Genomic DNA, 22,818 nt, shown 5'->3' with positions numbered 1-22,818 from the left:
CGATATGAAATTACATCATTTACGCAACGCCACTTTAGTTATAGAAACTGAAACCGATGTTATATTGGTCGATCCAATGTTAGGGAAAAGAAAAACGATTCCGCCCTTCACCATTTTTCGTTATAAACCTAAAAGAAATCCGTTAGTTGCCCTGCCTAAAAACAGCAGAGATATTTTAAGCAAAGTAACAATTTGTCTGATTACGCATTTACACCCTGATCATATCGACAAAGCAGGCGAGATTTTTTTAAGACGAAAAAGTATTCCTGTTGTTTGCAGCAGTAAAGATGAAGATGCTTTATCAAAAAGAGGATTGAACATCATACAAACCTTAAATTATTGGGATCCTCAGGAATTTCTCGGAGGCAAAATCACAGGAATCCCGGCCATTCACGGTTATGGGTTTATTGCTAAACTTATGGGAAATGTAATGGGTTTTCATATCGAATTACCCGCTCAAAAATCGGTTTACATCAGCTCTGACACCATTTTTACAGAACATGTACAAAAAGTACTGATTGAATTTAAGCCCGATATTTCGATTGTAGCCTGTGGAACTGCAAGGTTAGATATTGGCCAGCCCCTATTGATGCGAATGAATGACATCCTGAAATTTGCCGCACTTGCACCCGGAAAAGTTTTCGCCAATCACTTAGAGGCTTTAAATCATTGCCCTACTACTAGAACCGAATTAAAACAGGCTCTTTCTGACAATGATCTTCTGGACAAAGTTTCGATTCCGAATGACGGAACTAGTGTAGAATATTAAGGTTATGTTTACCCTTTTTCGAATTATAAAACCAACAATCCGAATTCACGTAAGGTATTGACAGGCTTGGAATACCAAAACAATTCAAAATCATCCAAATGGGTCTCAAAATCATTTTTCACTTCCTGAAAAGTGTAATTTTTGCTGTTTGAAATGGCAATTTTACTTAAAATTTCAACCAGCCACTCGCCTTCCTCTTTATTCGTCTGAATGTTGAAACTTTCTTTTTTATCGTGAAAAGTGAACCCCATCATTTCCCAGGTTCTTCCTTTTTTAGATTTTGTAAAAGCCTCCACAAATGGCTTTCCGCCTAACCAAACTACTTTGGCATTGGGTTTTGTATTAAAATCATTTCCTTCTTCAAGGGCATTAAAAATAAAATCCGGGTCTATTTTTGTTTTCGGGATTTTAAAATCAAACCAATCCTGCAATTCATAATCAAAGCAGATGCCATGCATGAAATTAAAGAGTGACTTCTTTAATCCGAAACTAAATTTATCGTGATTGACTCCTGTAGAATCGGTATAATCGATATCATTATTAGCAAAAGTTCCGATTGCTTCCGTCGCTTTGGTCACACCAAATTTCTCCGGATACAATCCAACCGGACTATGAGCTGTCATGGCAAATTGATGCCAAAATCCCGACTGCAGGATTCCTGCCTCAAACAGCTGGCGTACCATTTCGAGACTATCGACCGTTTCCTGAACCGTTTGGGTGGGATAACCATACATCAAATAAGCATGAACCATAATTCCGGCTTCGGTAAAATTCCGGGTCACTTTTGCCACCTGCTCTACCGTAACTCCTTTATCAATTAGTTTTAGCAATCGGTCAGAAGCTACTTCCAGACCACCGGAAACAGCAATACAGCCTGAGGCTTTCAGCAGCAGACACAGATCTTTTGAAAAACTTTTCTCAAATCGGATATTGGTCCACCAGGTTACCGCCAATTTTCGACGTAAAATTTCTAACGCCAAAGCACGCATCAAAGCCGGCGGAGCAGCTTCATCGACAAAATGAAAACCATTTTGCCCAGTTTGCAGCATCAAATCCTCCATACGATCGCAGAGCAAATTAGCCGCGACCGGTTCGTAAACCTTTATATAATCAAGTGAAATATCACAAAAAGTACATTTTCCCCAATAACAGCCATGCGCCATAGTAAGTTTATTCCAACGGCCGTCACTCCACATTCTGTGCATTGGATTTACAATTTCGATTACCGAAATGTACTTGTCCAAAGGCAGATCCGAATAATCCGGAGTACCTACATAGGCTTGTTTGTAATCGTGTTTTAACGAATTATTTTTGTAGACTACTTCTCCGTTTTCCAGTAGAAAAGTTCTTTTATATGAATTGGAATTTGAATTTTCTAAATTGAATATTAATTCTTCAATTGGAACTTCACCATCATCTAAAGTGATAAAATCAAAGAATTCGAAAACACGCGCATCAGAAAGCGAACGCAATTCGGTATTGGGAAAACCTCCACCCATCGAAATTTTAACTTCGGGATGATGTTGTTTTATCCATTGGGCACAGCGAAAAGCACTGTACAAATTCCCCGGAAAGGGAACAGATATTAGAAAAAAAGTGGGCTTTACCGCTTCCATTTTTTCTTTTAGAATCGAAATTAAAATAGAATCGATGTAGGTTGGTTTCTGCTGTAAGGCTTCGTACAATTCGTCAAACGAATTGGCGCTTCGGCCTAAACGCTCTGCATATCGGCTAAAACCAAAATTTTCATCGATACATTCTACAATAAAATCAGAGATATCCTCGAGATATAAAGTAGCCAAATGTTTGGCTTTATCTTGCGTTCCCATTGTTCCGAAAGCCCAATCGAGTTCTTCTAATTGCGCAAAACGAGAAGCTTCGGGTAAAAAATCTTCCTGACAAATCTGTAAAGCCAAAGTTGGATTTTTTCCCTGCAAAAACTGAATTACAGCATCAATTGTTTTGATGTATTCGTCCTGCAAAGCAAAAATACGTTTTGAATTATCGGAAACGCCATCCTTCGACTCCGCTCTGGAAGACCCGTTTGCAAAAAGACGCTCCGAATAAAGAAACAAATCAATTAAACCCTTCTTCGAAAACAATTCCAGAATCACATCAATACCCAAATCAGCCTGAACCGATTCGATATTTTTGGTATTCAGAAATCCTTTTATATAGGCTGTTGCCGGATACGGTGTATTCAGCTGCGTAAAAGGCGGAGTAACAATGAAGAGTTTCGTTTTCAAGACGGCATTATTTTTTTGCAAAAATACGGGATATTTAGAGACTTTTCAGGAAAAGATTCAACTTGCGATTTTGGGGTCTCCTTTATGGATAATTAATTACATTTGCGAAAATCCAAATCATTATAATGAAGCATAAATTATTCTTTATTTTCTTTCTGTTCACACTTCACTTATTTTCACAAAATAAAAACCAATCTATTGGTTTTAAAGAAAATAAAGGACAGATTATCGATCAAAAAGGAAAACCAAATACGGAGGTAAAATATTTACTAAACTCTAACGGATTAAATGTTCAGTTAAAGAAAAATGGCTTTTCATATGACGTATATGAAGTTAAGAAAACTCCTCATCGACAAACTCCAAAAACAGCCAAAATACTTCCGTATCGAATTCCCGAAAAGGATAATGAAGAAAAACCAGAGTTTGATTTAGAATATATTTTTCATCGAATTGACATTGATTTTGTAAACTCAAATTCAAAAGTTGAATTAATTACAGAACAAAAATCAACAGATTTTGATAATTACTATAATGTTCCCAATAAACCGGAAGGAATTACTGGTGTTTATCAATTCAAACAAATAACTTATAAAAATATTTACCCTGATATTGATGTTGTTTTTACGATTCCGAATGATCCCAAAAAAATCGTCGAATACAATTTTATAATTCATCCAAAAGGTAAAATCTCTGATATTCAATTAAAGTTTAATGGCGCTGAAACTGATTTGGTTGATAATAAAATTCAGATGAATGTTCGCTTCGGAAAAATGGAAGAAACACTTCCTGCAAGCTGGATTGAAGAAGGAAATAGTAAAAAGGAGATTGCTGTCGGGTATCGAAAAATTAAAAAAGATGTTTATGGATTTGATTCGACCGATCCTGTTAATGGAAAAATGATTGTTATTGACCCTGTACCAACTAGACTTTGGGGGACTTATTATGGTGAAGGCATTAGCAATGATTTTGCAGATATAGGCAGTGATAGCGATGGCAATATTTATTTTACTGGATATACTATCAGTACGTCTTCGATTTATGCAACGGCAGGAGCACATCAAACAGCTGTTGGAGATGCTTCCTCTATGCAATCTGACATTATAATTGCTAAGTTTGATAAGCTAGGAAAGCGCATTTGGGGCACATTTTATGGAGGAGAAAGCTGGGATCGAGTACACGCATTAAAAATTGACAAACAAAATAATATTGTTATTGTTGGTCAAACAATGAGTAATAAAAATATAGCAACTCCGAATTCTTTCAAACCTGCAATAGATTATAATTCAACTGATGCATTTGTGACTAAATTTAATTCTTCCGGAATCAGAATCTGGGGGACTTATTTTGGAACAGGAGGAACTGATGTTGCGGCTGATGTTGATACTGATGCTAATAATAACATCTATGTAGTAGGTAATACAAATAGTTATTCCGGAATTTCTACAAATAATACTTTCCAAACACTATTAAATCAAACGGGTACCATATCTAATTCTTCGAATGATGGTTTTATGATAAAATTTAATCCAAATGGAAACATACTATGGGGAACCTATATTGGTGGAGAATCTTTAGACTATATCGAAACAATTAAAATAGGTTCAAATTATCTCGTTTTAGGGGGGGAAAACAATGAGTAAAAATTATATTTCTACTCCGGGAACTTTTCAGGAGAATCCTTTCCCTCTCGGAACGACTAACTATATTGGTGGTACTGTTTATAAGTTTACTTTAGACGGTAACAGAATTTGGAGTACTTACTATGGAGCCAGAAATAGAATTGAAACTATCGAGATTGATGATGAAGACAGTGTATATATCGGCGGAACAGTAAGCAGCAGTGATACTGGTGACAATATTGCTACTCCGGGAAGTTTTGATGATTATAAAATATGGACGGAAGCAGGTTTTTTAGCTAAATTAAATAGTAATGGACAAAGGATGTGGGGAACATATTTAGGAAAATCTTCCATAATATATTCAATTATTTTCAAGAATAACTCGTTATATCTTGGAGGAATGGGTGGAGATAATACAATAACTACCCCTTGTACTTATAAAAGAAATGGTTTTGCAGAAGGATACATTGGAAAATTTACAAAATCCGGACAATTACTATTCGGAACTTATGTTAATGGTTTTGATCAATATTCAAAAAATAAAATATGCTTTGAAAACAATAATATAATCATTGGTGGGCAAACAGCACAAGATGATAGGATAACAGATTCTAATTCATACCAACAAAACATAAATGGCCGCTCAAATTTTTATCTGATGGGTTTTTCAGAAGAAAGCACTTGCAATATTAATGCAAACCCAACAAGTAATTCTCCTGTTTGTATTGGAGACATATTAAACTTCAAAGCTGAATCGGGATATAATTATTCATGGACAGGACCTAATACTTTTACTAGTACCCTACAAAACCCAAGTATTATAAATGTGTCTAGCCTATACAATGGTACATATCATTTAAAAGCAAGTGACAATTGTGGATGTGAAAAAAATTATGATATTGAAGTAGTAATTGGTGACATTCAGGCACCAACTCCTGACACAACAACTCTCCCAACTATAACAGGAGACTGTAATACGACCATAACCATAATTCCTACTGCAACAGATGTTTGTATGGGTTCAATTACTGGTTCAACTACAAGTCCTTTATCTTTCAGTTTGCCCGGAAATTATACCATTATCTGGGATTATAATGATGGAAACGGGAATATTTCTCATCAAAATCAAATGGTTACCATAACAAATCAGCCACTTCCATCTGCTAATAGCCCTCAAACTTTTTGCATCGATAAAAATGCAACTATAAATAATATTCAAATTTCGGGACAAGATATAAAATGGTACAACACCCAAACAGCCGGAACGCTTTTATCAAATACAACTTTACTTCAAAATGGAGTAACCTATTATGCAACTCAAACGATTAACGGTTGTGAAAGCGAAAGAATTCCTGTTACTGTTAACATTCAAAATACGACAGCGCCAACGGGGGATGCAAATCAGCCTTTTTGTACAGAGCTAAATGCAACAATTTCAAGTATTCAGATTACTGGCCAAAACATAAAATGGTATAATGCCGCAAACAATGGTTCATCATTAGTAGAAACTACAAATCTTGAAGATGGTAAAACTTACTACGCTTCGCAAACTGTAAATAATTGTGAAGGACCACGATTTGGGGTTACAGTTTTTTCTGTAAATATGCCTTCTGCTCCTACAGCAACTACAGGACAGGCATTTTGTAAAAAAGAGAATAAAACGCTTAATGATATTCAAATAACTGGGCAAAATATAAAATGGTATGACACCGGTTTCTCTGCTGCTGCCTTACCAAGTACAACTTTACTTGAAAACAACAGAACCTACTACGCATCACAAACTACAGGTTGTGAGAGTGACAGAACTCCAATTTTAGTAAAAATTCATAATACTCCTTTGCCAACCGGAAATAACAATCAACAATTCTGTATCGACGAGATTGCTACAATTGAAGATCTTGCTATAACAGGAACAGCTTTGAAGTGGTATGATTCTGCTATAAATGGAAACATTTTACAGGAAACAACGTTATTAAAAAACCAAACTTACTACGTAACACAAACACTAAACAACTGCGAAAGCGAAAGACTTGCAATCATTGTAAAAATACAGGATACTCAAAAACCAATAGCTGAATCACGACAAACTTTCTGTTTCCAGCAGAATGCTTCCATAAAAGACATCAATATCATTGGGCAAAATATAAAATGGTTTGAAAGTAACATTTCTACTGTAGCGTTATTAGAATCAACTCCACTTAAAAATGGAATGACCTATTATGCCTCTCAAACCATTTCGAATTGTGAAAGCGACAGAATTTCAGTTGCTATAAATATTCTTGAAGCTACCAATCAAAATTGTATCCACTTAGTTGACGAAATTCCATTTCCTAAATTTTTCACGCCAAATAATGACGGCTATAATGATACCTGGACAATAGATTTTGGATATCTGGCACCTAACACCGTGATTCAAATATTTGATCGTTACGGTAAATTCATTAAAGAAATAACTAAGGATGCCTTTTGGGATGGAACATACCTCGGAAAAAATGAACCTACTTCAGATTATTGGTTTACAGCTACACGTTCAAATGGAAAAGAATTCAGAGGACATTTTAGTCTGAAACGATAAATAAAAAAGCCCTTTCACTGAAGGGCTTTTCTATTTTATAATTATTTTACCTGCGACAAAATCCAACTAGAAATTTCGTCTAACGCAATTGGAGAAAATGTTTGTTCTATTTTCTCATATTCATTTGGTGAACCGGTTTTACATTCCTGAAACAAATGATTCATATCAGGCAAAATTTTAGTAGTCACTTTTTTATTCCCTGATTTCACTAGCGTCTTTTTTATAACTTCTAAATTCACTTCGGCCGGAACCTGTAAATCTTTGCCTCCGTTAAGCGCTAAAACAGGACATTTTACTTTTTCTAAAACAGAAACCGGATCAATCTTTATAAAATTATAAAACCAAATATTATTGATAAAATCGGCACAGTATTTTGCCATAGCTTCATTTTTGGTACCTGGAAATTTTGATTTGAAATAACTCGTGATTTTATTTTTAAAAGTATCGTCAAAAGCAGAAGAAGCCAATAAAATATCATAAGCACCTCTAAAAATCTCCTGACCTTTTTGAATTTCTTCTTCCGGCATTCCGCTTTGTCTCTCAATTAATTCTTTTTGCAGCAAAAGCAACTTGTCTCCTTTAAGTCCGGGACCGGCTAATAAAACAATAAAATCAATATCTTTTGAGTTTCCGGCAACGATCGGGGCTATTATTCCGCCTTCACTATGGCCTATTAGGCCAATTTTACTTTTATTAATTTCTTTTCTTGTTTTTAAATACTCCACTCCTGCCTGAACATCTTTTGCAAAATCAAATGTTGTTGCGCTCGAAAAATCTCCGGTAGATTCACCAACACCACGATCATCAAAACGCAAAACAGCAATTCCTTTTTTTGTCAAATAATCCGATAATACCAAGAATGTTTTATGCCCTAAGCCTTCTACATCTCTATTTTGTGGTCCACTTCCTGTAATTAGAATTACTGCCGGAAAGTTCCCTTCCTTTTTAGGCAGAGATAATGTTCCAGCCAGAGTTACATTGGCTGCCTTGTTTTCAAATTTCACATCTTCGGTATAATACGGATATGGTTTTATCGGCTCCTGAGGTTTCCTGGACACTTCTTTCTGAGTTATTTCTTTTGACAAGTTGATGTCAACTGATTTCCCTGCTTGTGTAAGCTTTCCCTCAACAACATTATTACTGTTCAAAATTCCTTCATAAGAACCTCTTATGGCAGCAATTTCTAATTTCAAAACAGCATTTTCAAAAGAGGTTTTTGCAACAGGAATTCCTATTGCTCCCTGATCCGGGCTATCCATTGTAGAAATATATCCCGTTTCTGTTTTAGCAATATGAAAAACAACCCGAAGTTGAGTCCCCTGTATTTTTAAAAGTCCGTTCCATTGCCCTGAAATTTCTTGTCCGTTCATTATATAAGAAACTAAAGCTACTATTAAAGTGAGTATTGTTTTTATCATTTTTATTGAAATAAATAAGATTGCTTTGTTAATGATCAGGAATTACAACTTCCCTTGTTTTTTCTCCAATTGTTTGAATTTGATAAAAGAATAGGCTACCGGCACAAATGCTAAAACAATCCCGATTGTGACAAATGCCTTTGAGAAAACAAAACCTGAAAAAATCAATCCTCCTAAAATGATGATGATCCCACCCACAAACCAAAGTTTACCTGCAAATGCATGTGTAGCCTTCCAAACTTCCTGACTCTCGAGGGTCCATGGTGTGCGAATTCCAATAAAATAATTGGGCTGAATTACTTTAAAATAGTTCCCCAAAACCATAATTAAAAATCCCGCCAAAACATAAATCAAATTTGGATTTGAAACGGACTGATTTTTTGTGACATATAAAAGAAATAAAGACAATAAAGACATAAACAGAACCATAAAAAACTTCAATTGATAAAACTTCTTTCCCATTAACGAAAGTCTTTTTTTAGGGTCAAGTAGTGCCGCTGAAGACATTATCGCATAAGTCAGAACCGGTAATAAAAAAACCAACACAATCAAAAAAGGTTTACTGCCCCATCGGTCAATTTGACCGTTCATATTCCAGTGAATCGGAACTCTTTCCGGAAGGCTGTTCCAGATAAATGCTAAGTATGCATACGGAATCATAACAATTCCAATAATTGGAAGCTCTTTTTTCAATTCTAAATTCATTTTTTATTTTTTAAAAGTTAGTATCCATTGCAAAACATCTTCCATAATGGTGGTATTGATGGAGTAGATGATAAATTGCCCTGTTTTTTCAGAAGTAATTAGATCGGCACGTTTTAAGATATCTAAGTGATGCGAAATACTGGGTTTTGATATATTAAAAGCATCAGCAATTTCTCCCGCAGACAAATCCTTATGCTTTAAAAGCTCCAGAATTTCTCTTCGCGTTGCATCGTTAAGGGCTTTAAAAATATCGTTCATCATTTATATATTTAGACAAATATCTAAATACTTTTCTAATTAGCAAAAAAAAGAGGCTATAATTTTAAATCATAGCCCCTATAGAGAATTTTATATTTTAATTGGATCTTAAAACTGATGCACTTTCTTAGAAACCACTAAAAAGGAAACCAATGAAATTACCGCAGCACCAGTCAGATAAAACCCTACATAACTCAAGCCGTAGGTACTGGCCAGCCAAATGGCAATCATTGGAGCAAACGCTGCCCCCAGGATTCCCGCCAAATTAAAGGTCAAAGATGCTCCAGAATAACGAACATTTGTTGGAAATAATTCCGAAAGAAAAGTTCCTAAAGGGCCATAAGTGAAGCCCATTAAAGCCATTCCGATACAGGCAAATGTGGTAATTAGAACCATATTTGCGGCGCTCAGAAAATAAGAAAACGAAAATCCGAAAAGTGCAATCGCTATCGTGGCAATAATTAGCATTTTACGTCGCCCGATTTTATCCGCCACTACTGCCGAAACCGGAATAAGAAGTGCAAAAAACAAAACGGAGAATAACTGAACCAACAAGGCATTTCTTTTGGTAATCCCTAAATCTGAAGTAATCCAGCTTAAAGTAAAAACCGTCATCAGATAAAAAACCAAAAAGGTGGTAACAGCCGCCAATGTTCCAAAAATCAATTGATTTCGGTAAGACTTAGTCAAAGTAAAAAAAGGAACTTTAACCTCTTCCTGTTCTTTTTTAGCATTTTCAAATGAAGGAGTTTCTGTAATTTTTGTTCGAATATAAAATCCAACAACAACCAAAAGCGAACTTGCTATAAACGGAATTCTCCAGCCATAATCCATAAAATTTTCATTAGTCATCGTGTCGGTCAGAATTAAAAAAGTTCCTCCCGAAAGCAACAATCCGATGGGAGCGCCTAATTGCGGAAACATTCCGTACCAGGCTCGTTTATCCGGTGGAGCGTTTTCAATCGCCAATAAAACAGCACCACCCCATTCGCCGCCTAAACCTACACCTTGCCCAAATCGACACAGCATTAGTAATAAAGGCGCAGCTACCCCAATACTGGCATAACCTGGCAAAAATCCAATGGCAACTGTTGAAATACCCATCGTTAATAAAGCGGCTACTAAAGTGAATTTACGTCCGATTTTATCTCCATAGTGTCCAAAAAACGCGGAACCTAAAGGGCGCGATAAAAAGGCAATTGAAAAAGTAGCCAAAGATTCCAGCGTTGCCATAGTCGAATCTGAACCGGGGAAAAATAATTGCGGGAAAACCAACACGGCTGCGTTGGCATAAATATAGAAATCAAAAAATTCAATGGTGGTACCAATCAAGGAACCAAAAAGAACATGTTTTAAAGAGTTCTTCTGCTTAGGGTTATTTTTCATCTGGCTTTGCTATCGTTTTTCTTATAAATACTGCTACAAAAAATGAATCTCCTCATTTTTACACAACAAATATTTGTCTGCAAAAATAGAATTTCATTATTAAAAACTCATTCTTTAGAACAATAGTTTTACATTAGTCCTAAAGTTTTAACAAAATCAACAAAACAAACATTTTACCGCTTCACAAAAAAATTCCTACTCTTTTTAAATTGACTTAAAATTAAAATACTGATTTACAATCATTTAAATCTCAACTCAAAAATCAAGTCTTAAGCATTCGTTAAAAAAAGTTTTAAGTATATATTTTGATTAAATTTACAGCTATCAAAAGTAAATCTAAAATTATGCCCACCGACTGTATCAGCTACCAAAACTCAGGATATTTCTCTACATTGATACAAGACTATTTAGGTCAAAAAACCGAATTACAATCCCTATACAATCACTTCCCCACGCTTGAAAATTTTGAAAAGCAAATCAGTGAAAAACAAGCCAATTTTGACCATGCAAACCGCGTACCTCTTGTTGAGACGTTAAAAAAGCAGTATCAGAATATTGAAATTTCAAATGCAACGAAAGAGAATATTGAGCTTTTAGCACTCCCAAATACTTTTACCATCACGACCGGGCATCAGTTAAACCTGTTTAGCGGCCCTTTGTATTTTTTATATAAAATCATTTCGACAATCAATCTCACTTCAGAATTAAAATCAAAATACCCTGCTCATAATTTTGTTCCCGTTTATTGGATGGCAACGGAGGATCATGATTTTGAAGAGATTAATTATTTTAATTTTAAAGGAAAGAAGTTTCGATGGAATAAAGAGAGCACAGGACCTGTGGGAAGACTTTCGACAGAAGGTTTAAAAGATTTTTTAGAAATCTATTCCAAAGAATTAGGCTCGAGTACAAACGCAGGTTTCTTAAAAAAGCTCTTTGAAGAAGCTTATATAAAGCATGAAAATCTTGCCGATGCGACACGTTTTCTGGCAAATCGTTTGTTTGACACTTATGGTCTGGTGATTTTAGATGCCGATGCTGCCGATTTAAAGCGTGCTTTCATTCCTTACATCAAAGAAGAATTGGAACAGCAAACGTCCTTCAAAGCTGTTCAGGAAACAATCGCAAAATTAAATAATTATACGATTCAGGTAAATCCACGTGAAATCAATCTGTTTTATATTGAAGATAAACTGCGCGAACGAATTATTCTGGAGAAAGACCGCTATTTTGTCAACCATACTAAAATTTCATTTTCAAAAGAAGAAATTTTAAAATTACTGGAAAGTAATCCGGAGAAATTCAGTCCAAATGTAATTATGCGTCCGTTATATCAGGAAATTATTCTGCCTAACTTATGCTATATTGGTGGAGGCGGGGAAATTGCTTACTGGCTTGAGCTAAAATCATTCTTTGAGGCTGTAAACATTACTTTCCCGATGTTATTGGTTCGTAATTCAGTGCTTTTAAGTACCGAAAAACAAGCCAAAAAAGCGGATCAGCTTGGTCTTCAGTGGAAAGATTTGTTTACTAAGCCTGCTGATTTAGTCAATGCAGTTACGCACAAACTATCTGCTTTTCCAATTGATTTAACGCCTCAAAAAGAAACGTTGGTAAAACAATTTGAATATCTTTACGAATTAGCGCAACAAACGGATAAATCCTTTAGCGGAGCTGTAAAAGCTCAGGAGGTTAAACAAAAGAAAGGCCTGGACAATCTGGAGAAAAGATTACTGAAGGCACAAAAACGAAAACTGGATTCTAAAATACAGCGTGTTGTTGATTTGCAATGCGAACTATTTCCAAATCAGAGTTTACAGGAACGTCAGACCAACTTTTCGGAGTTTTATCTCGAAAAAGGCGACCAATTAATTCCGCTTTTAGTACAAAACTTAAAACCTTTAGAAACTAATTTTAATATTATCACGATATAAAAAACAATCTCCAATTTAAAGTTTTCCGCTTTAAATTGCAACAAAAAAGTAATAGTCATCAGAATAAATAACCGCCTCTTCTGAAATTATTGCAGCTCTAACCAAATAGTAACCTTTAAAAAAAAAATTAACCTATTTACCAAAATTATGACCAGAGAGCGCCTGATATCTTTAGATGTCTTTAGAGGATTGACTATTTTATTAATGACTATTGTAAACAATCCCGGAGACTGGGGCCACGTTTACGCTCCTTTGTTACACTCCGAATGGCATGGCTGCACGCCAACCGACTTAGTTTTTCCGTTTTTTATTTTCATTATGGGGGTTGCGGTTCCCCTGGCTATGCCCACCAAATCCTGGGACGGTACTACTTTCAACAAAATTCTGGTTCGTTCACTCCGAATGCTTTGCCTTGGAATTTTCTTTAATTATTTTGGCAAAATACAGCTGTTCGGTCTAGAAGGAATCCCGCTTCTTATTGGCCGACTGATTATTACTGTTGTTGTTGGTTATGCTTTAATGGGCAATTTCAGTTCCAGAGTTAAAAACATACTAGCCTTCTCCATTCTGTTTATTTATCTGTTTCTGGCTTACAGCGGCATCGAAGCTTACCATGATGTGAGATTACCGGGAGTTTTACAACGAATTGCAATTGTTTATTTCGTGGTTTCTTTATTGTACTTAAAAACAACTCAAAAAACACAAATTATAACCGGCGCAGCTTTATTGCTAGGCTATTGGGCGATAATGACATTAGTTCCTGTTCCCGGAATCGGAGCGGCCAATTTAGACAAAGAAACCAATTTAGCTTCATGGCTTGATGGCGTTTTATTGGAAGGACATATGTATCGCGGAACGATAACCTGGGATCCTGAAGGGGTTTTAAGTACTATTCCATCCATCGTAAACGGAATCATCGGTTTGTTAATTGGCCAGGTATTACAACGTGAAATTTCCAAAAAACAGAGGGCTGCAAAAATGGCAATTGCAGGTATCGCATTAATTATTGCCGGTATACTCTGGGATATTATCTTCCCTATCAACAAATCGCTCTGGACCAGCAGTTATGTTTTATACACTACAGGATTAGGAACAACATGTTTAGCTTTCCTTTACTACGTAATTGATATTGCCGAATACAAAAAAGGATTCAAATTGTTCCTGATTTGGGGAGTTAATCCGATGATTGTGTTTTTCTTTTCACAGATTATCCCTCAGGCTTTGGTAATGGTTCAGTTTAAAAATCCGGATCATCCGGAGGAACAGATTAATCTTTTAAATTATCTGTACCATTTTGGGATCGCACCGTTTTTCAGCAATCCAATGACCGCTTCTTTGGCTGGAGCATTAGTATATGTTGGCATCTGGACTTTTATATTGTGGATTTTCTACAAAAACAAACTGATTTTCAAAGTTTAAAAACTATCCCTTAAACGACATAAACCCTTATTAACAGAGGCACGCCACAGCGTGTCTCTGTTTTATTGTACAAATGCAAAACGAAGGGACACCGCTACAGACCCTGATAATTTTCATTTTTCTTTACCAAAACAGCATTTCTTATAGTTTTAATTATGAATTTATTAAAATCATTTCATAAAAAAAGTATACTTTTGCACAAAATTAAAAATAAGCAATAAAATGGCAACTAATAGAACTTTTACAATGATTAAGCCGGATGCTGTTCAAAACGGACACATCGGAAATATCTTAGCAATGATTACTAATGGAGGTTTCAAAATCGTTTCATTAAAATTAACTCAATTAACTGTAGCTGATGCTCAGGCATTCTACGCAGTTCACGCAGAAAGACCTTTCTACGGAGAATTAGTTGAATTCATGTCTCGCGGACCTATTGTTGCTGCAATTTTAGAAAAAGACAATGCAGTAGAAGATTTCAGAACTTTAATTGGAGCTACAAATCCAGCTGAAGCTGCTGAAGGAACTATTCGTAAAGCATACGCTACTTCTATTGGAGAAAATGCAGTTCACGGTTCTGATAGCGACGAAAACGCAGCTATCGAAGGTGCATTCCACTTTGCTGGTAGAGAGCAATTTTAATTTCAGATTTTCGAGTTTAGATTTCTGATTTTAAACACAAAAAAACCCGTTTCATTCGAAACGGGTTTTCTTTTTATCTTATTTTAAAAAAGTCTAACAATCCAACAATCTAAGAAGTCTAAGCGAGTCTAAGTCAGTCTAAAAATCTAACGTAAAACTACCTCTTTAACCACTTCACGTCCTAATTCCTCGTTAATCATTTTAACAATTTTAGATTTTCCGTGACTTAGTTCTTCCCGTAAAACTGCCGATCCGAGCTCTACATATAAAGTACTGCCTTTTAAGACTACATTCTTGGTATAGGTATTCACACCATTTCCCATAAGCTGTCTCCACGCCTCTTTTACGTCGATTTGATCCATTCCGGGCTGCAATTTATTAACCTGAATAATCTGTTGCAAAACAGCCCCAATCGTACTTTGATTATTTAGTCTTTTTGCCATCTTCTAATAAATTTACTGGTCCTGTTTTTTTATAATGATACTCTTTATTCTGGTCGTTTTTCACTACAAAATTCTGATCGGAAAGTGAAATTAGTTCCTCGCTCCATTTGGCGTAAGCTGTTTTATAATCGAGAAAAACCTGATCTCCTTTAAATCGAACCGATACATTCTCAAAAGTATCCGTGGTTAAAAAGGTTCCATCAAGCTGCGCCATAACCTTCGTTCGTGTTCCTTTCATCCCCTTGATGTTGAAATAATCGAAATTTTCGTTCATTCCATAATCTTTGTCCTCACCTTTATCAAAAACTACTTTTTCAATTTCCCAATAACCGTTTAGCTTTGCAATATCTGCTGGTTTAATTTCCTGTTTACAGCTTACCAACAAAAGCGATAAAACCAAAATTATAAAAGTGTTTCTCATAAATAGGTGTATTAAATTCAAAAAAAATAAAAATTTGTAAAATGTCTGTTACGGCATTTTACAAATTTCGAATATTAAAGGTAAAAATTAAATCTCAAGGAGATTTTTTAACGTTTTGTCCGGATCCTTTTAAGCATGCCTGCGAAGAACAGCACAAGTCCGAAAACCAATAAAATATAATAAAAAGACAAACTATTGTCTTTTAAAACATTCGCTAAAACAAAACAGACCACACTCGCGAAATAAAAAGTTACCGGCGTTATATTTTTTAAAGAAGAAAAACTCATTGAATGATCTAAAAAATATTATTTAAAAAAACTATCGACAAATTCATATTTATTAAAGACCTGTAAATCTTCAATTCCTTCTCCAACACCAATGTATTTTACAGGAATCTGAAATTGATCTGAAATACCGATCACCACACCACCTTTAGCCGTTCCGTCTAATTTAGTTACAGCAAGCGAGGTTACTTCGGTCGCAGCAGTAAATTGTTTGGCCTGCTCAAAAGCATTCTGACCTGTAGAACCGTCTAAAACCAAAAGTACATCATGAGGAGCATCGGCAACTACCTTTTGCATCACACGCTTTACTTTTGTAAGCTCATTCATCAAATTGACTTTATTGTGCAAACGCCCGGCAGTATCAATAATCACTACATCGGCATTTTGAGCTACCGCAGATTGCAGGGTATCAAAAGCAACAGAAGCAGGATCACTCCCCATATTCTGTCTCACAATTGGAACGTCTACGCGATCTGCCCATACCTGTAACTGATCGATAGCAGCGGCACGAAAAGTATCGGCAGCTCCCAGAACGACTTTATAACCGGCTTTTTTAAACTGATACGCTAATTTACCAATTGTAGTAGTCTTACCTACTCCATTAACGCCAACAACCATTAAAACGTATGGTTTTTTATCTTTTGGAATTTCAAATTCCGTTGCTTCACCTGTGTTAGTCTCAGACAATAAAGCACCAATTTCTTCGCGAAGAATCTGATTCAGTTCATCTGTTCCCAAATATTTATCTGCAGCAACACGTTTTTCAATTCTGGAGATTACTTTTAGTGTGGTATTTACTCCAACATCAGAAGCTACCAAAATTTCCTCCAGATCATCCAGTACGTCGTCATCGACTTTAGACTTTCCGGCAACGGCTTTGCTTAACTTTGAGAAAAAAGTAGTTTTTGATTTTTCAAGACCTTTGTCTAAAGTCTCTTTTTTATCAGTAGAGAATAATTTTTTAAAAAAACTCATTTTTATAGGTTGTTAGTTTTTTAGATTATATGATTTTACAATCCAAATAATCTTTAATATTTAAAGAAACCTAAAATTAGTCATGTTTCTTTAAATTTTAGACAAATATAAAAAATAAAAAAGCTACTTCCGAATGAAAGTAGCTTTTCTATATACTGTGATTGTTATTATTTCTTTTTCAAGAATTCATCAACTTCTTCAGGAGCCATAATAGATTCTACGAATGTATATGCACCAGTTTTAGGAGATTTAACCATTTTGATGGCTTTTGATAATCTCTTAGAAGATGTTTGTAACGATGCTACGGTTTTCTTTGCCATGATTCAAATGTTATTTGAAATTTTTATTATTACTAAAAATTTCTAATTAATTACTTAATTTCTTTATGAACAGTTACGCGTTTCAAGATTGGATTAAATTTCTTAATCTCTAATCTGTCCGGAGTATTTTTCTTGTTCTTAGTTGTTATATATCTAGAAGTACCTGGAACACCAGAAGTCTTGTGCTCAGTACATTCTAAAATTACCTGGATTCTATTACCTTTCTTTGCCATCTTGCTATATATTTATTTAGGAAAAGATTATTTGATAAATCCTTCTGACTGTGCTTTTTTCAAAACAGCAGTGATTCCATTTTTATTAATTGTTTTTATCGTAGATGCTGCTACTCTAAGAGTAATCCATCTATCTTCTTCTGGAAGATAAAAACGCTTTTTAACTAAGTTTACAGAAAACTTTCTCTTAGTTTTGTTCATAGCGTGAGAAACGTTATTTCCTACCATCGCTCTTTTACCTGTAAGGTCACAAACTCTTGACATTATACTTATCTTTTATCGTTATTCAAAATCAGGGTGCAAAGAAAAGAAAAATAAACCATTGTAGCAAAAAATTATTGCACAAATTTTAAAATTTCTTTCTGTAAAATTTCTAAACTCTTGATAGTTGCTCTATCTATCACTTTTTCACGTGGTTGGCCAAAGTTAAATTCTTCGACAATTATTTCGTTCGGAGTGGCCAAAGCGATAAAAACAGCTCCAATTTCCGCATCGGAGTCTCCTTTTGTCGGTCCGGCGTTCCCTGTTGTCGCAATTGCATAGTCCGTTTTAAGCATCTCTTTCACATTCAAAGCCATAACCGATGCAACTTCGGCACTTACGACCGAAAATTGATCAATTAAATCCTGTGAAACACCGAGAACACTGACCTTAGCCTCTGTCGCATAGGAAACCACACTGCCTTTAAAATAAGCAGAAGCTCCCGGTATAGACGACAAAAGCGAAGCAATTTTTCCTCCGGTAAAACTTTCGGCCGTCGAAATCGTTTTATGCTGTTTGGCTAAAACCTTCCCGACTACGGATTCAATGGTTTCATTTTCCTCATAACCCACTATGATATCGTTGATTATAGCATCTAAAGATTTTACATTCTCTTCAATTGCTGCTTCCAGCACTTCTTTATCGGTTCCTCTGGCAGACAAACGCAAACGTACCCGTCCCGGATTAGGCAGATAGGCCAACTTGATAAAATCAGGCAAATTGTTCTCCCAATCTTCGATACGTTCCGCAACTAGGCTCTCACCCTGACCATAGGTTAAAATTGTTTTATGAAGGATATATGGGCGTTCGTATTCGCGAACTATTTTAGGAATTATCTCTTCTTCGACCAAATATTTCATTTCGTACGGAACTCCCGGAAGCGAAACAAAAACGGTGTTTTCTTTCTTCATCCACATCCCCGGAGCTGTTCCCATTTTGTTGTGCAAAACGGTACATTTGGACGGCACTAAGGCCTGATCTCTATTTAATTGCGAAATTGGACGCTTGTAAAATCCCTCGATCAATTCTGTCACGTGAGCCAGAACATCAGGATTTATCACTAACTCATCATTAAAATAATCGCAGAATGTTTTTTTGGTGACGTCGTCTTTTGTCGGGCCTAAACCACCCGTTACAATCACCACGTCAACTTTATTCTGCAATTGGGCAAATGTGTCTAAAATGTGCTTTTTATCATCACTAATCGAAATCATTTCATGTACTTCGACACCAATGCGATCAAGTGATTTTGCGATAAAACCTGAGTTTGTATCTACAATCTGACCAATTAAAATTTCATCCCCAATAGTAATGATGGTTGCTTTCATAGCGGTAGAATATTTTCACTTACTTATCGTAAGCCATTATTAAAAAATAAGGTTGTTGTTGCAGCGATTCGCACAAAAGACAGACAGGACATACTTTTACAAGAATTGAAATAGCCCTTAAACAAAATTTTCAGCACAAAGGATACAGCGTTCTGATCTGTACTAATCCCTGTCTTCCGGCACCAACAAAAGAAAACAAACAAGATTACTCCAAAGACCTACAAATCAAAGTCTTTTTTAATCTCCTTGATCGCTTCTTTAACCTGCACCTTAATGCTTTTAAAAGTTTCGATAATTTCTTTTTTCTTGCCTTCGGCTTTGGTCCAGGCTTCAACTTGCAGAATTTCTTCAAAAGCGACATTCAACCCCATCAAATCCAATGTAGGTTTTATTTTATGCGCGTATGAATAGGCATACTTATGATCTTTCTTTTTAATTCCTTCTTTGATTTGTTTCAAATCCTCCGGAACTTCAGTAACAAATAATTTAAGAATTTCGTTTACAAATTCCGGATCATTGTCTGAAAGCGCATATACTTTCGAAAGGTTGTATTTTAAAGCCATTACTTTACTTGTATTCTGAATAATTTTTTATCTTCTAAAAAGCCCTCTAAAACGTCATTTGGTTTAACCCCCGCGACACCTTCCGGTGTTCCCGTAAAAATGATATCGCCAATTTTAAGCGTGAAAAACTGCGAAACATACGAAACCAGCTCGTCAATTTTCCAAAGCATAAAACCGGTATTTCCTTTTTGAACCGTTTTAGCATTATTTGTCAATTCAAATGTAAGATTTTCCATCGAAACAAAATCAGTCTTTGGCAAAAACTCTCCAATAACTGCAGAACCGTCAAAAGCCTTTGCTTTTTCCCACGGCAATCCTTTTGCTTTTAATTTTTCCTGTAAATCTCTGGCAGTAAAATCGATACCTACACTAATTTCGTCATAGTACTTGTGCGCAAATTTAGGTTCGATATACTTCCCCACTTTACTAATTTTAACAATAATCTCAATTTCGTGATGAATTTCTTCAGAAAATTCCGGGATTACAAACGGATGTTGTTTCAATAAAACTGCCGAATCCGGCTTCATAAAAACCACCGGCTCGGTCGGGCGCTCGTTTTTTAACTCCTCAATGTGATTGGTATAATTTCTACCGATACAAATAATCTTCATTTCTTATATAAGTTACTAAGGCACTGAGTCGCTAAGGTTCTGAGAAACTTTATGCAAAAAAACTTAGCACCTCAGAACCTTAGTATCTCAGAACCTTATTTTGTGTTTAACTTTCTTAATTTAATTGCCGTTAAGACTTTTTTGGTATACAAAGGAAAATCAGCATTTTGAATCCAGCTGAAATAGCCCGGCTCGCTTTCTAAAATCTTATCCACTTTAGCGCCTTTATGTTTTCCGAAGGTAAAGATTTCTTCGTTGTCTTTATCAAACGCAATCATTCCGGCAAAATCAGCGATTTTTTTACGGGTTGTAAATTCAGACAATGCTTTCATATCATTTTCCAACTCCGGATAGCGGTCCAGCTGCGCTTTTAAAATTTCATACGTAGCCATTGTATCTGCTTCTGCCGAATGCGCGTTCTCTAGGCTTTTTCCGCAATAGAATTTTAGTGCCGCACTTAAAGTACGTTCTTCCATTTTATGAAAGATCGTTTGTACGTCTACCGAAACTTTGTTTTTCATATCAAAATCAACTCCGGCGCGCAGCAATTCTTCCGCCAATAACGGAATATCAAAACGATCTGAATTAAAACCGCCTAAATCACTGTCTTTAATCATATTGTAAACCTGTGGTGCCAATTCAGCAAAAGTAGGCTCATTGGCCACTTTTTCATCCGTGATACCATGAACAGCAGTTGTTTGTGGCGGAATTGGAATCGTAGGATTCACCAACCAGGTTTTACTTTCTTTATTTCCGTTTGGAAAAACTTTGAATATCGAAATTTCTACAATTCGATCTTTACCGATGTCAATTCCGGTTGTTTCAAGATCAAAAAAGCAAATTGGTTTGTTGAGTTTGAGTTCCATTTTTAATTTTTATAAGATTACAAATGTAATTTTTAAAGCCGAATTTCCTCTTTTATTCTTGACTTTTTTAAACAAAAAGGGCTGCAATTGCTCGATTTTAACTTTTAAATTCATTTGAAAAGCAAGCTTCCGTTCGCTTTCTTAACCTTTTCTTACAAAACAAAAAACCCGGGAAATCATTAAAATTTCCCGGGTTTGAATTTATTTTTAAAGCAGAATTAAAAATCTCTGTTTACATCAAAAGCTTCTAAATATTCTGCTACTCTTTTTACAAAACTTCCTCCTAAAGCCCCGTCTACTACCCTGTGGTCGTACGAGTGCGATAAGAACATTTTTTGACGGATCCCGATAAAATCGCCTTCCGGAGTTTCAATAACCGCAGGTACTTTACGAATAGCTCCCAAAGCCAGAATTCCAACTTGCGGCTGATTGATAATCGGAGTACCAAAAACACTTCCAAAAGTTCCCACATTGGTTACGGTATAAGTTCCACCTTGTGTATCGTCTGGTTTTAGTTTTCCTGCTTTTGCACGGTTTCCTAAATCGTTAACCGCTTTTGCCATTCCAACTAAATTCAGCTGATCTGCATTTTTAATTACCGGAACAATCAAGTTTCCATTTGGTAAAGCTGCCGCCATTCCTAAGTTTATATTTTTCTTTTTGATGATGTAATCACCATCAACAGAAATATTCATTCCCGGGAAATCTTTTAAGGCTTTTGCCACTGCTTCCATCATAATTGGTGTAAAAGTCAGCTTCTCACCTTCTCTTTTCTCGAAAGCGCTTTTTACTTTATCTCTCCATTTTACAATGTTTGTTACATCTACTTCGATAAACGACTGTACGTGTGCCGAAGTTTGTACCGAAGCTACCATGTATCCGGAGATCAGTTTACGCATTCTGTCCATTTCAACGATTTCATCGCCTCCGTTAACAGATACCGGAACTGCTTGCTGGCTTTTTTGAACAGGAGCCGCAGGCTGAACCGCTTTTGGCGTTTCTGCAACTGCTTTTGGAGCCTGAGCACCCGATTTACGAGCTTCAATATATTTTAAAATATCTTCTTTTGTTACGCGACCGTCTTTACCTGAACCTGCAATACTTTCTAGTTCAGCAACAGAAACTCCCTCTTCTTTAGCAATGTTTTTTACTAATGGAGAAAAGAACTTATCCGATCCTGAAAAATCCTGCGGTGCAGTTATTGCATCTTTCGCAACTTCGATTGTTTTTTCGATTTCAGCGACTTCTGCCGGAGCAGCAGTTTCTACTGCCTTTACAGCCGGCGCATCACCTTCTGTCTCGATAATTGCAATAGTTTGCCCTACCTGAACCAAATCGTCTTTACCGAACAATTGCTCAATCAAAACTCCTGATACCTCGCTTGGCACTTCACTGTCAACCTTATCAGTTGCAATTTCCAGTACTGCTTCATCAGCTTCAATTCTGTCTCCAACTTCTTTCAACCAGTTTGTAATAGTTGCTTCAGCGACACTCTCTCCCATTTTAGGAAGTTTCAATTCAAATCTTGCCATATTGTTAATC

At 35.9% G+C, this 22,818-nt stretch carries 22 protein-coding genes; 6 read left to right on the top strand and 16 right to left on the bottom strand.

The features are described 5' to 3' along the window. The first annotated feature begins 4 nt into the window (after window positions 1–4). A complete protein-coding gene (locus tag ACN1CN_RS12380) occupies window positions 5–769 on the top strand; it encodes an MBL fold metallo-hydrolase (protein ID WP_419135889.1) in 765 nt (254 codons plus the stop codon). Window positions 770–792: 23 nt separating this feature from the next. On the opposite strand, the gene ACN1CN_RS12375 is transcribed toward ACN1CN_RS12380, so the two are convergent. Next, on the bottom strand, window positions 793–3,015 hold the full coding sequence (locus ACN1CN_RS12375; protein WP_419135888.1) for a B12-binding domain-containing radical SAM protein: 2,223 nt from the start codon (window positions 3,013–3,015) through the stop codon (window positions 793–795). 125 nt (window positions 3,016–3,140) lie between these two features. Here ACN1CN_RS12375 and ACN1CN_RS12370 point away from each other — a divergent pair, with 125 nt between their 5' ends. Together ACN1CN_RS12370 and ACN1CN_RS12365 are read left to right on the top strand one after the other, a co-directional pair. Continuing rightward, complete coding sequence (locus tag ACN1CN_RS12370; RefSeq protein ID WP_419135887.1) at window positions 3,141–4,655, top strand: SBBP repeat-containing protein; 1,515 nt, start codon at window positions 3,141–3,143, stop codon at window positions 4,653–4,655. Then, window positions 4,648–7,209 carry a T9SS type B sorting domain-containing protein gene (locus tag ACN1CN_RS12365; protein ID WP_419135885.1) on the top strand — a complete coding sequence of 854 codons (2,562 nt, stop codon included), beginning with the start codon at window positions 4,648–4,650 and terminating at the stop codon, window positions 7,207–7,209. Before ACN1CN_RS12370 ends, ACN1CN_RS12365 begins: the two co-directional genes overlap by 8 nt. A gap of 41 nt (window positions 7,210–7,250) precedes the next feature. Here the strand turns inward: ACN1CN_RS12365 and ACN1CN_RS12360 are convergent, their stop codons facing one another. From ACN1CN_RS12360 to ACN1CN_RS12345, 4 genes are all read right to left on the bottom strand, one after another. Then, complete coding sequence (locus ACN1CN_RS12360) at window positions 7,251–8,627, bottom strand: alpha/beta hydrolase family protein (RefSeq protein WP_419135883.1); 1,377 nt, start codon at window positions 8,625–8,627, stop codon at window positions 7,251–7,253. A 42-nt stretch (window positions 8,628–8,669) separates the two neighbouring features. Beyond that, complete coding sequence (locus tag ACN1CN_RS12355) at window positions 8,670–9,332, bottom strand: SdpI family protein (RefSeq protein WP_419135882.1); 663 nt, start codon at window positions 9,330–9,332, stop codon at window positions 8,670–8,672. A gap of 3 nt (window positions 9,333–9,335) precedes the next feature. After that, complete coding sequence (locus ACN1CN_RS12350) at window positions 9,336–9,590, bottom strand: autorepressor SdpR family transcription factor (protein WP_263361736.1); 255 nt, start codon at window positions 9,588–9,590, stop codon at window positions 9,336–9,338. A gap of 108 nt (window positions 9,591–9,698) precedes the next feature. Continuing rightward, window positions 9,699–10,976, bottom strand: a complete 1,278-nt coding sequence (locus ACN1CN_RS12345) for an MFS transporter (RefSeq protein WP_419135881.1) — start codon at window positions 10,974–10,976, stop codon at window positions 9,699–9,701. Between the two features lie 344 nt (window positions 10,977–11,320). Between ACN1CN_RS12345 and bshC the strand changes: the two genes are divergently transcribed. From bshC to ACN1CN_RS12330, 3 genes are all read left to right on the top strand, one after another. After that, window positions 11,321–12,910 (top strand): bacillithiol biosynthesis cysteine-adding enzyme BshC, encoded by a 1,590-nt coding sequence (gene bshC, locus ACN1CN_RS12340; protein WP_419135880.1) that lies wholly within the window; start codon window positions 11,321–11,323, stop codon window positions 12,908–12,910. A gap of 147 nt (window positions 12,911–13,057) precedes the next feature. Continuing rightward, entirely contained in the window at window positions 13,058–14,329 is a 1,272-nt protein-coding gene (locus ACN1CN_RS12335; protein WP_419135879.1) for an acyltransferase family protein, read from the top strand. A 222-nt stretch (window positions 14,330–14,551) separates the two neighbouring features. Beyond that, window positions 14,552–14,971: a nucleoside-diphosphate kinase gene (locus ACN1CN_RS12330; RefSeq protein ID WP_017495185.1), complete on the top strand. Its 420-nt coding sequence runs from the start codon at window positions 14,552–14,554 to the stop codon at window positions 14,969–14,971. Window positions 14,972–15,117: 146 nt separating this feature from the next. Here the strand turns inward: ACN1CN_RS12330 and ACN1CN_RS12325 are convergent, their stop codons facing one another. The 11 genes from ACN1CN_RS12325 to ACN1CN_RS12275 all read right to left on the bottom strand — a co-directional run bounded on the left by ACN1CN_RS12325 (window position 15,118) and on the right by ACN1CN_RS12275 (window position 22,808). Beyond that, window positions 15,118–15,414, bottom strand: coding sequence for a DUF721 domain-containing protein (locus tag ACN1CN_RS12325; RefSeq protein ID WP_173966107.1), 297 nt, complete (start codon window positions 15,412–15,414; stop codon window positions 15,118–15,120). After that, window positions 15,395–15,835, bottom strand: coding sequence for a hypothetical protein (locus ACN1CN_RS12320; RefSeq protein WP_419135878.1), 441 nt, complete (start codon window positions 15,833–15,835; stop codon window positions 15,395–15,397). Before ACN1CN_RS12320 ends, ACN1CN_RS12325 begins: the two co-directional genes overlap by 20 nt. 305 nt (window positions 15,836–16,140) lie before the next feature. After that, window positions 16,141–17,094 carry a signal recognition particle-docking protein FtsY gene (gene ftsY, locus ACN1CN_RS12315; protein ID WP_264524981.1) on the bottom strand — a complete coding sequence of 318 codons (954 nt, stop codon included), beginning with the start codon at window positions 17,092–17,094 and terminating at the stop codon, window positions 16,141–16,143. Window positions 17,095–17,261: 167 nt separating this feature from the next. Next, the gene (locus ACN1CN_RS12310) at window positions 17,262–17,414 is read right to left on the bottom strand and encodes a DUF4295 domain-containing protein (RefSeq protein WP_008468081.1); all 153 of its coding nucleotides are present in this window, start codon (window positions 17,412–17,414) and stop codon (window positions 17,262–17,264) included. A 50-nt stretch (window positions 17,415–17,464) separates the two neighbouring features. Further along, complete coding sequence (rpmG, locus tag ACN1CN_RS12305; protein WP_008253902.1) at window positions 17,465–17,647, bottom strand: 50S ribosomal protein L33; 183 nt, start codon at window positions 17,645–17,647, stop codon at window positions 17,465–17,467. Between the two features lie 27 nt (window positions 17,648–17,674). Then, window positions 17,675–17,911 carry a 50S ribosomal protein L28 gene (gene rpmB / locus ACN1CN_RS12300; protein WP_008468080.1) on the bottom strand — a complete coding sequence of 79 codons (237 nt, stop codon included), beginning with the start codon at window positions 17,909–17,911 and terminating at the stop codon, window positions 17,675–17,677. Window positions 17,912–17,982: 71 nt separating this feature from the next. Next, a complete protein-coding gene (locus tag ACN1CN_RS12295; RefSeq protein ID WP_419135875.1) occupies window positions 17,983–19,236 on the bottom strand; it encodes a CinA family nicotinamide mononucleotide deamidase-related protein in 1,254 nt (417 codons plus the stop codon). A gap of 218 nt (window positions 19,237–19,454) precedes the next feature. Beyond that, window positions 19,455–19,799 (bottom strand): Hpt domain-containing protein, encoded by a 345-nt coding sequence (locus ACN1CN_RS12290; RefSeq protein ID WP_173966111.1) that lies wholly within the window; start codon window positions 19,797–19,799, stop codon window positions 19,455–19,457. Beyond that, a complete protein-coding gene (locus ACN1CN_RS12285; protein ID WP_419135874.1) occupies window positions 19,799–20,410 on the bottom strand; it encodes a fumarylacetoacetate hydrolase family protein in 612 nt (203 codons plus the stop codon). Before ACN1CN_RS12285 ends, ACN1CN_RS12290 begins: the two co-directional genes overlap by 1 nt. A 95-nt stretch (window positions 20,411–20,505) precedes the next feature. After that, window positions 20,506–21,276, bottom strand: a complete 771-nt coding sequence (locus ACN1CN_RS12280; RefSeq protein ID WP_264524984.1) for a 3'-5' exonuclease — start codon at window positions 21,274–21,276, stop codon at window positions 20,506–20,508. A 218-nt stretch (window positions 21,277–21,494) separates the two neighbouring features. Continuing rightward, a complete protein-coding gene (locus ACN1CN_RS12275) occupies window positions 21,495–22,808 on the bottom strand; it encodes a dihydrolipoamide acetyltransferase family protein (protein ID WP_419135873.1) in 1,314 nt (437 codons plus the stop codon). Between the last annotated feature and the right edge of the window lie 10 nt (window positions 22,809–22,818).

The sequence above is a fragment of the Flavobacterium sp. T12S277 genome, assembly GCF_048514875.1.
Classification (GTDB): Bacteria; Bacteroidota; Bacteroidia; order Flavobacteriales; family Flavobacteriaceae; genus Flavobacterium.
Note: the sequence above shows the minus strand (reverse complement) of the source record. Positions and strands in the feature narration are given on the sequence as shown.

Coding starts and splice junctions, on each gene's coding strand:
- ACN1CN_RS12380 (WP_419135889.1), top strand. CDS start 5: ATGAAATTACATCATTTACGCAACGCCACTTTAGTTATAGAAACTGAA.
- ACN1CN_RS12370 (WP_419135887.1), top strand. CDS start 3,141: ATGAAGCATAAATTATTCTTTATTTTCTTTCTGTTCACACTTCACTTA.
- ACN1CN_RS12365 (WP_419135885.1), top strand. CDS start 4,648: ATGAGTAAAAATTATATTTCTACTCCGGGAACTTTTCAGGAGAATCCT.
- ACN1CN_RS12360 (WP_419135883.1), bottom strand. CDS start 8,627: ATGATAAAAACAATACTCACTTTAATAGTAGCTTTAGTTTCTTATATA.
- ACN1CN_RS12355 (WP_419135882.1), bottom strand. CDS start 9,332: ATGAATTTAGAATTGAAAAAAGAGCTTCCAATTATTGGAATTGTTATG.
- ACN1CN_RS12350 (WP_263361736.1), bottom strand. CDS start 9,590: ATGAACGATATTTTTAAAGCCCTTAACGATGCAACGCGAAGAGAAATT.
- ACN1CN_RS12345 (WP_419135881.1), bottom strand. CDS start 10,976: ATGAAAAATAACCCTAAGCAGAAGAACTCTTTAAAACATGTTCTTTTT.
- bshC (WP_419135880.1), top strand. CDS start 11,321: ATGCCCACCGACTGTATCAGCTACCAAAACTCAGGATATTTCTCTACA.
- ACN1CN_RS12335 (WP_419135879.1), top strand. CDS start 13,058: ATGACCAGAGAGCGCCTGATATCTTTAGATGTCTTTAGAGGATTGACT.
- ACN1CN_RS12330 (WP_017495185.1), top strand. CDS start 14,552: ATGGCAACTAATAGAACTTTTACAATGATTAAGCCGGATGCTGTTCAA.
- ACN1CN_RS12325 (WP_173966107.1), bottom strand. CDS start 15,414: ATGGCAAAAAGACTAAATAATCAAAGTACGATTGGGGCTGTTTTGCAA.
- ACN1CN_RS12320 (WP_419135878.1), bottom strand. CDS start 15,835: ATGAGAAACACTTTTATAATTTTGGTTTTATCGCTTTTGTTGGTAAGC.
- ftsY (WP_264524981.1), bottom strand. CDS start 17,094: ATGAGTTTTTTTAAAAAATTATTCTCTACTGATAAAAAAGAGACTTTA.
- ACN1CN_RS12310 (WP_008468081.1), bottom strand. CDS start 17,414: ATGGCAAAGAAAACCGTAGCATCGTTACAAACATCTTCTAAGAGATTA.
- rpmG (WP_008253902.1), bottom strand. CDS start 17,647: ATGGCAAAGAAAGGTAATAGAATCCAGGTAATTTTAGAATGTACTGAG.
- rpmB (WP_008468080.1), bottom strand. CDS start 17,911: ATGTCAAGAGTTTGTGACCTTACAGGTAAAAGAGCGATGGTAGGAAAT.
- ACN1CN_RS12295 (WP_419135875.1), bottom strand. CDS start 19,236: ATGAAAGCAACCATCATTACTATTGGGGATGAAATTTTAATTGGTCAG.
- ACN1CN_RS12290 (WP_173966111.1), bottom strand. CDS start 19,799: ATGGCTTTAAAATACAACCTTTCGAAAGTATATGCGCTTTCAGACAAT.
- ACN1CN_RS12285 (WP_419135874.1), bottom strand. CDS start 20,410: ATGAAGATTATTTGTATCGGTAGAAATTATACCAATCACATTGAGGAG.
- ACN1CN_RS12280 (WP_264524984.1), bottom strand. CDS start 21,276: ATGGAACTCAAACTCAACAAACCAATTTGCTTTTTTGATCTTGAAACA.
- ACN1CN_RS12275 (WP_419135873.1), bottom strand. CDS start 22,808: ATGGCAAGATTTGAATTGAAACTTCCTAAAATGGGAGAGAGTGTCGCT.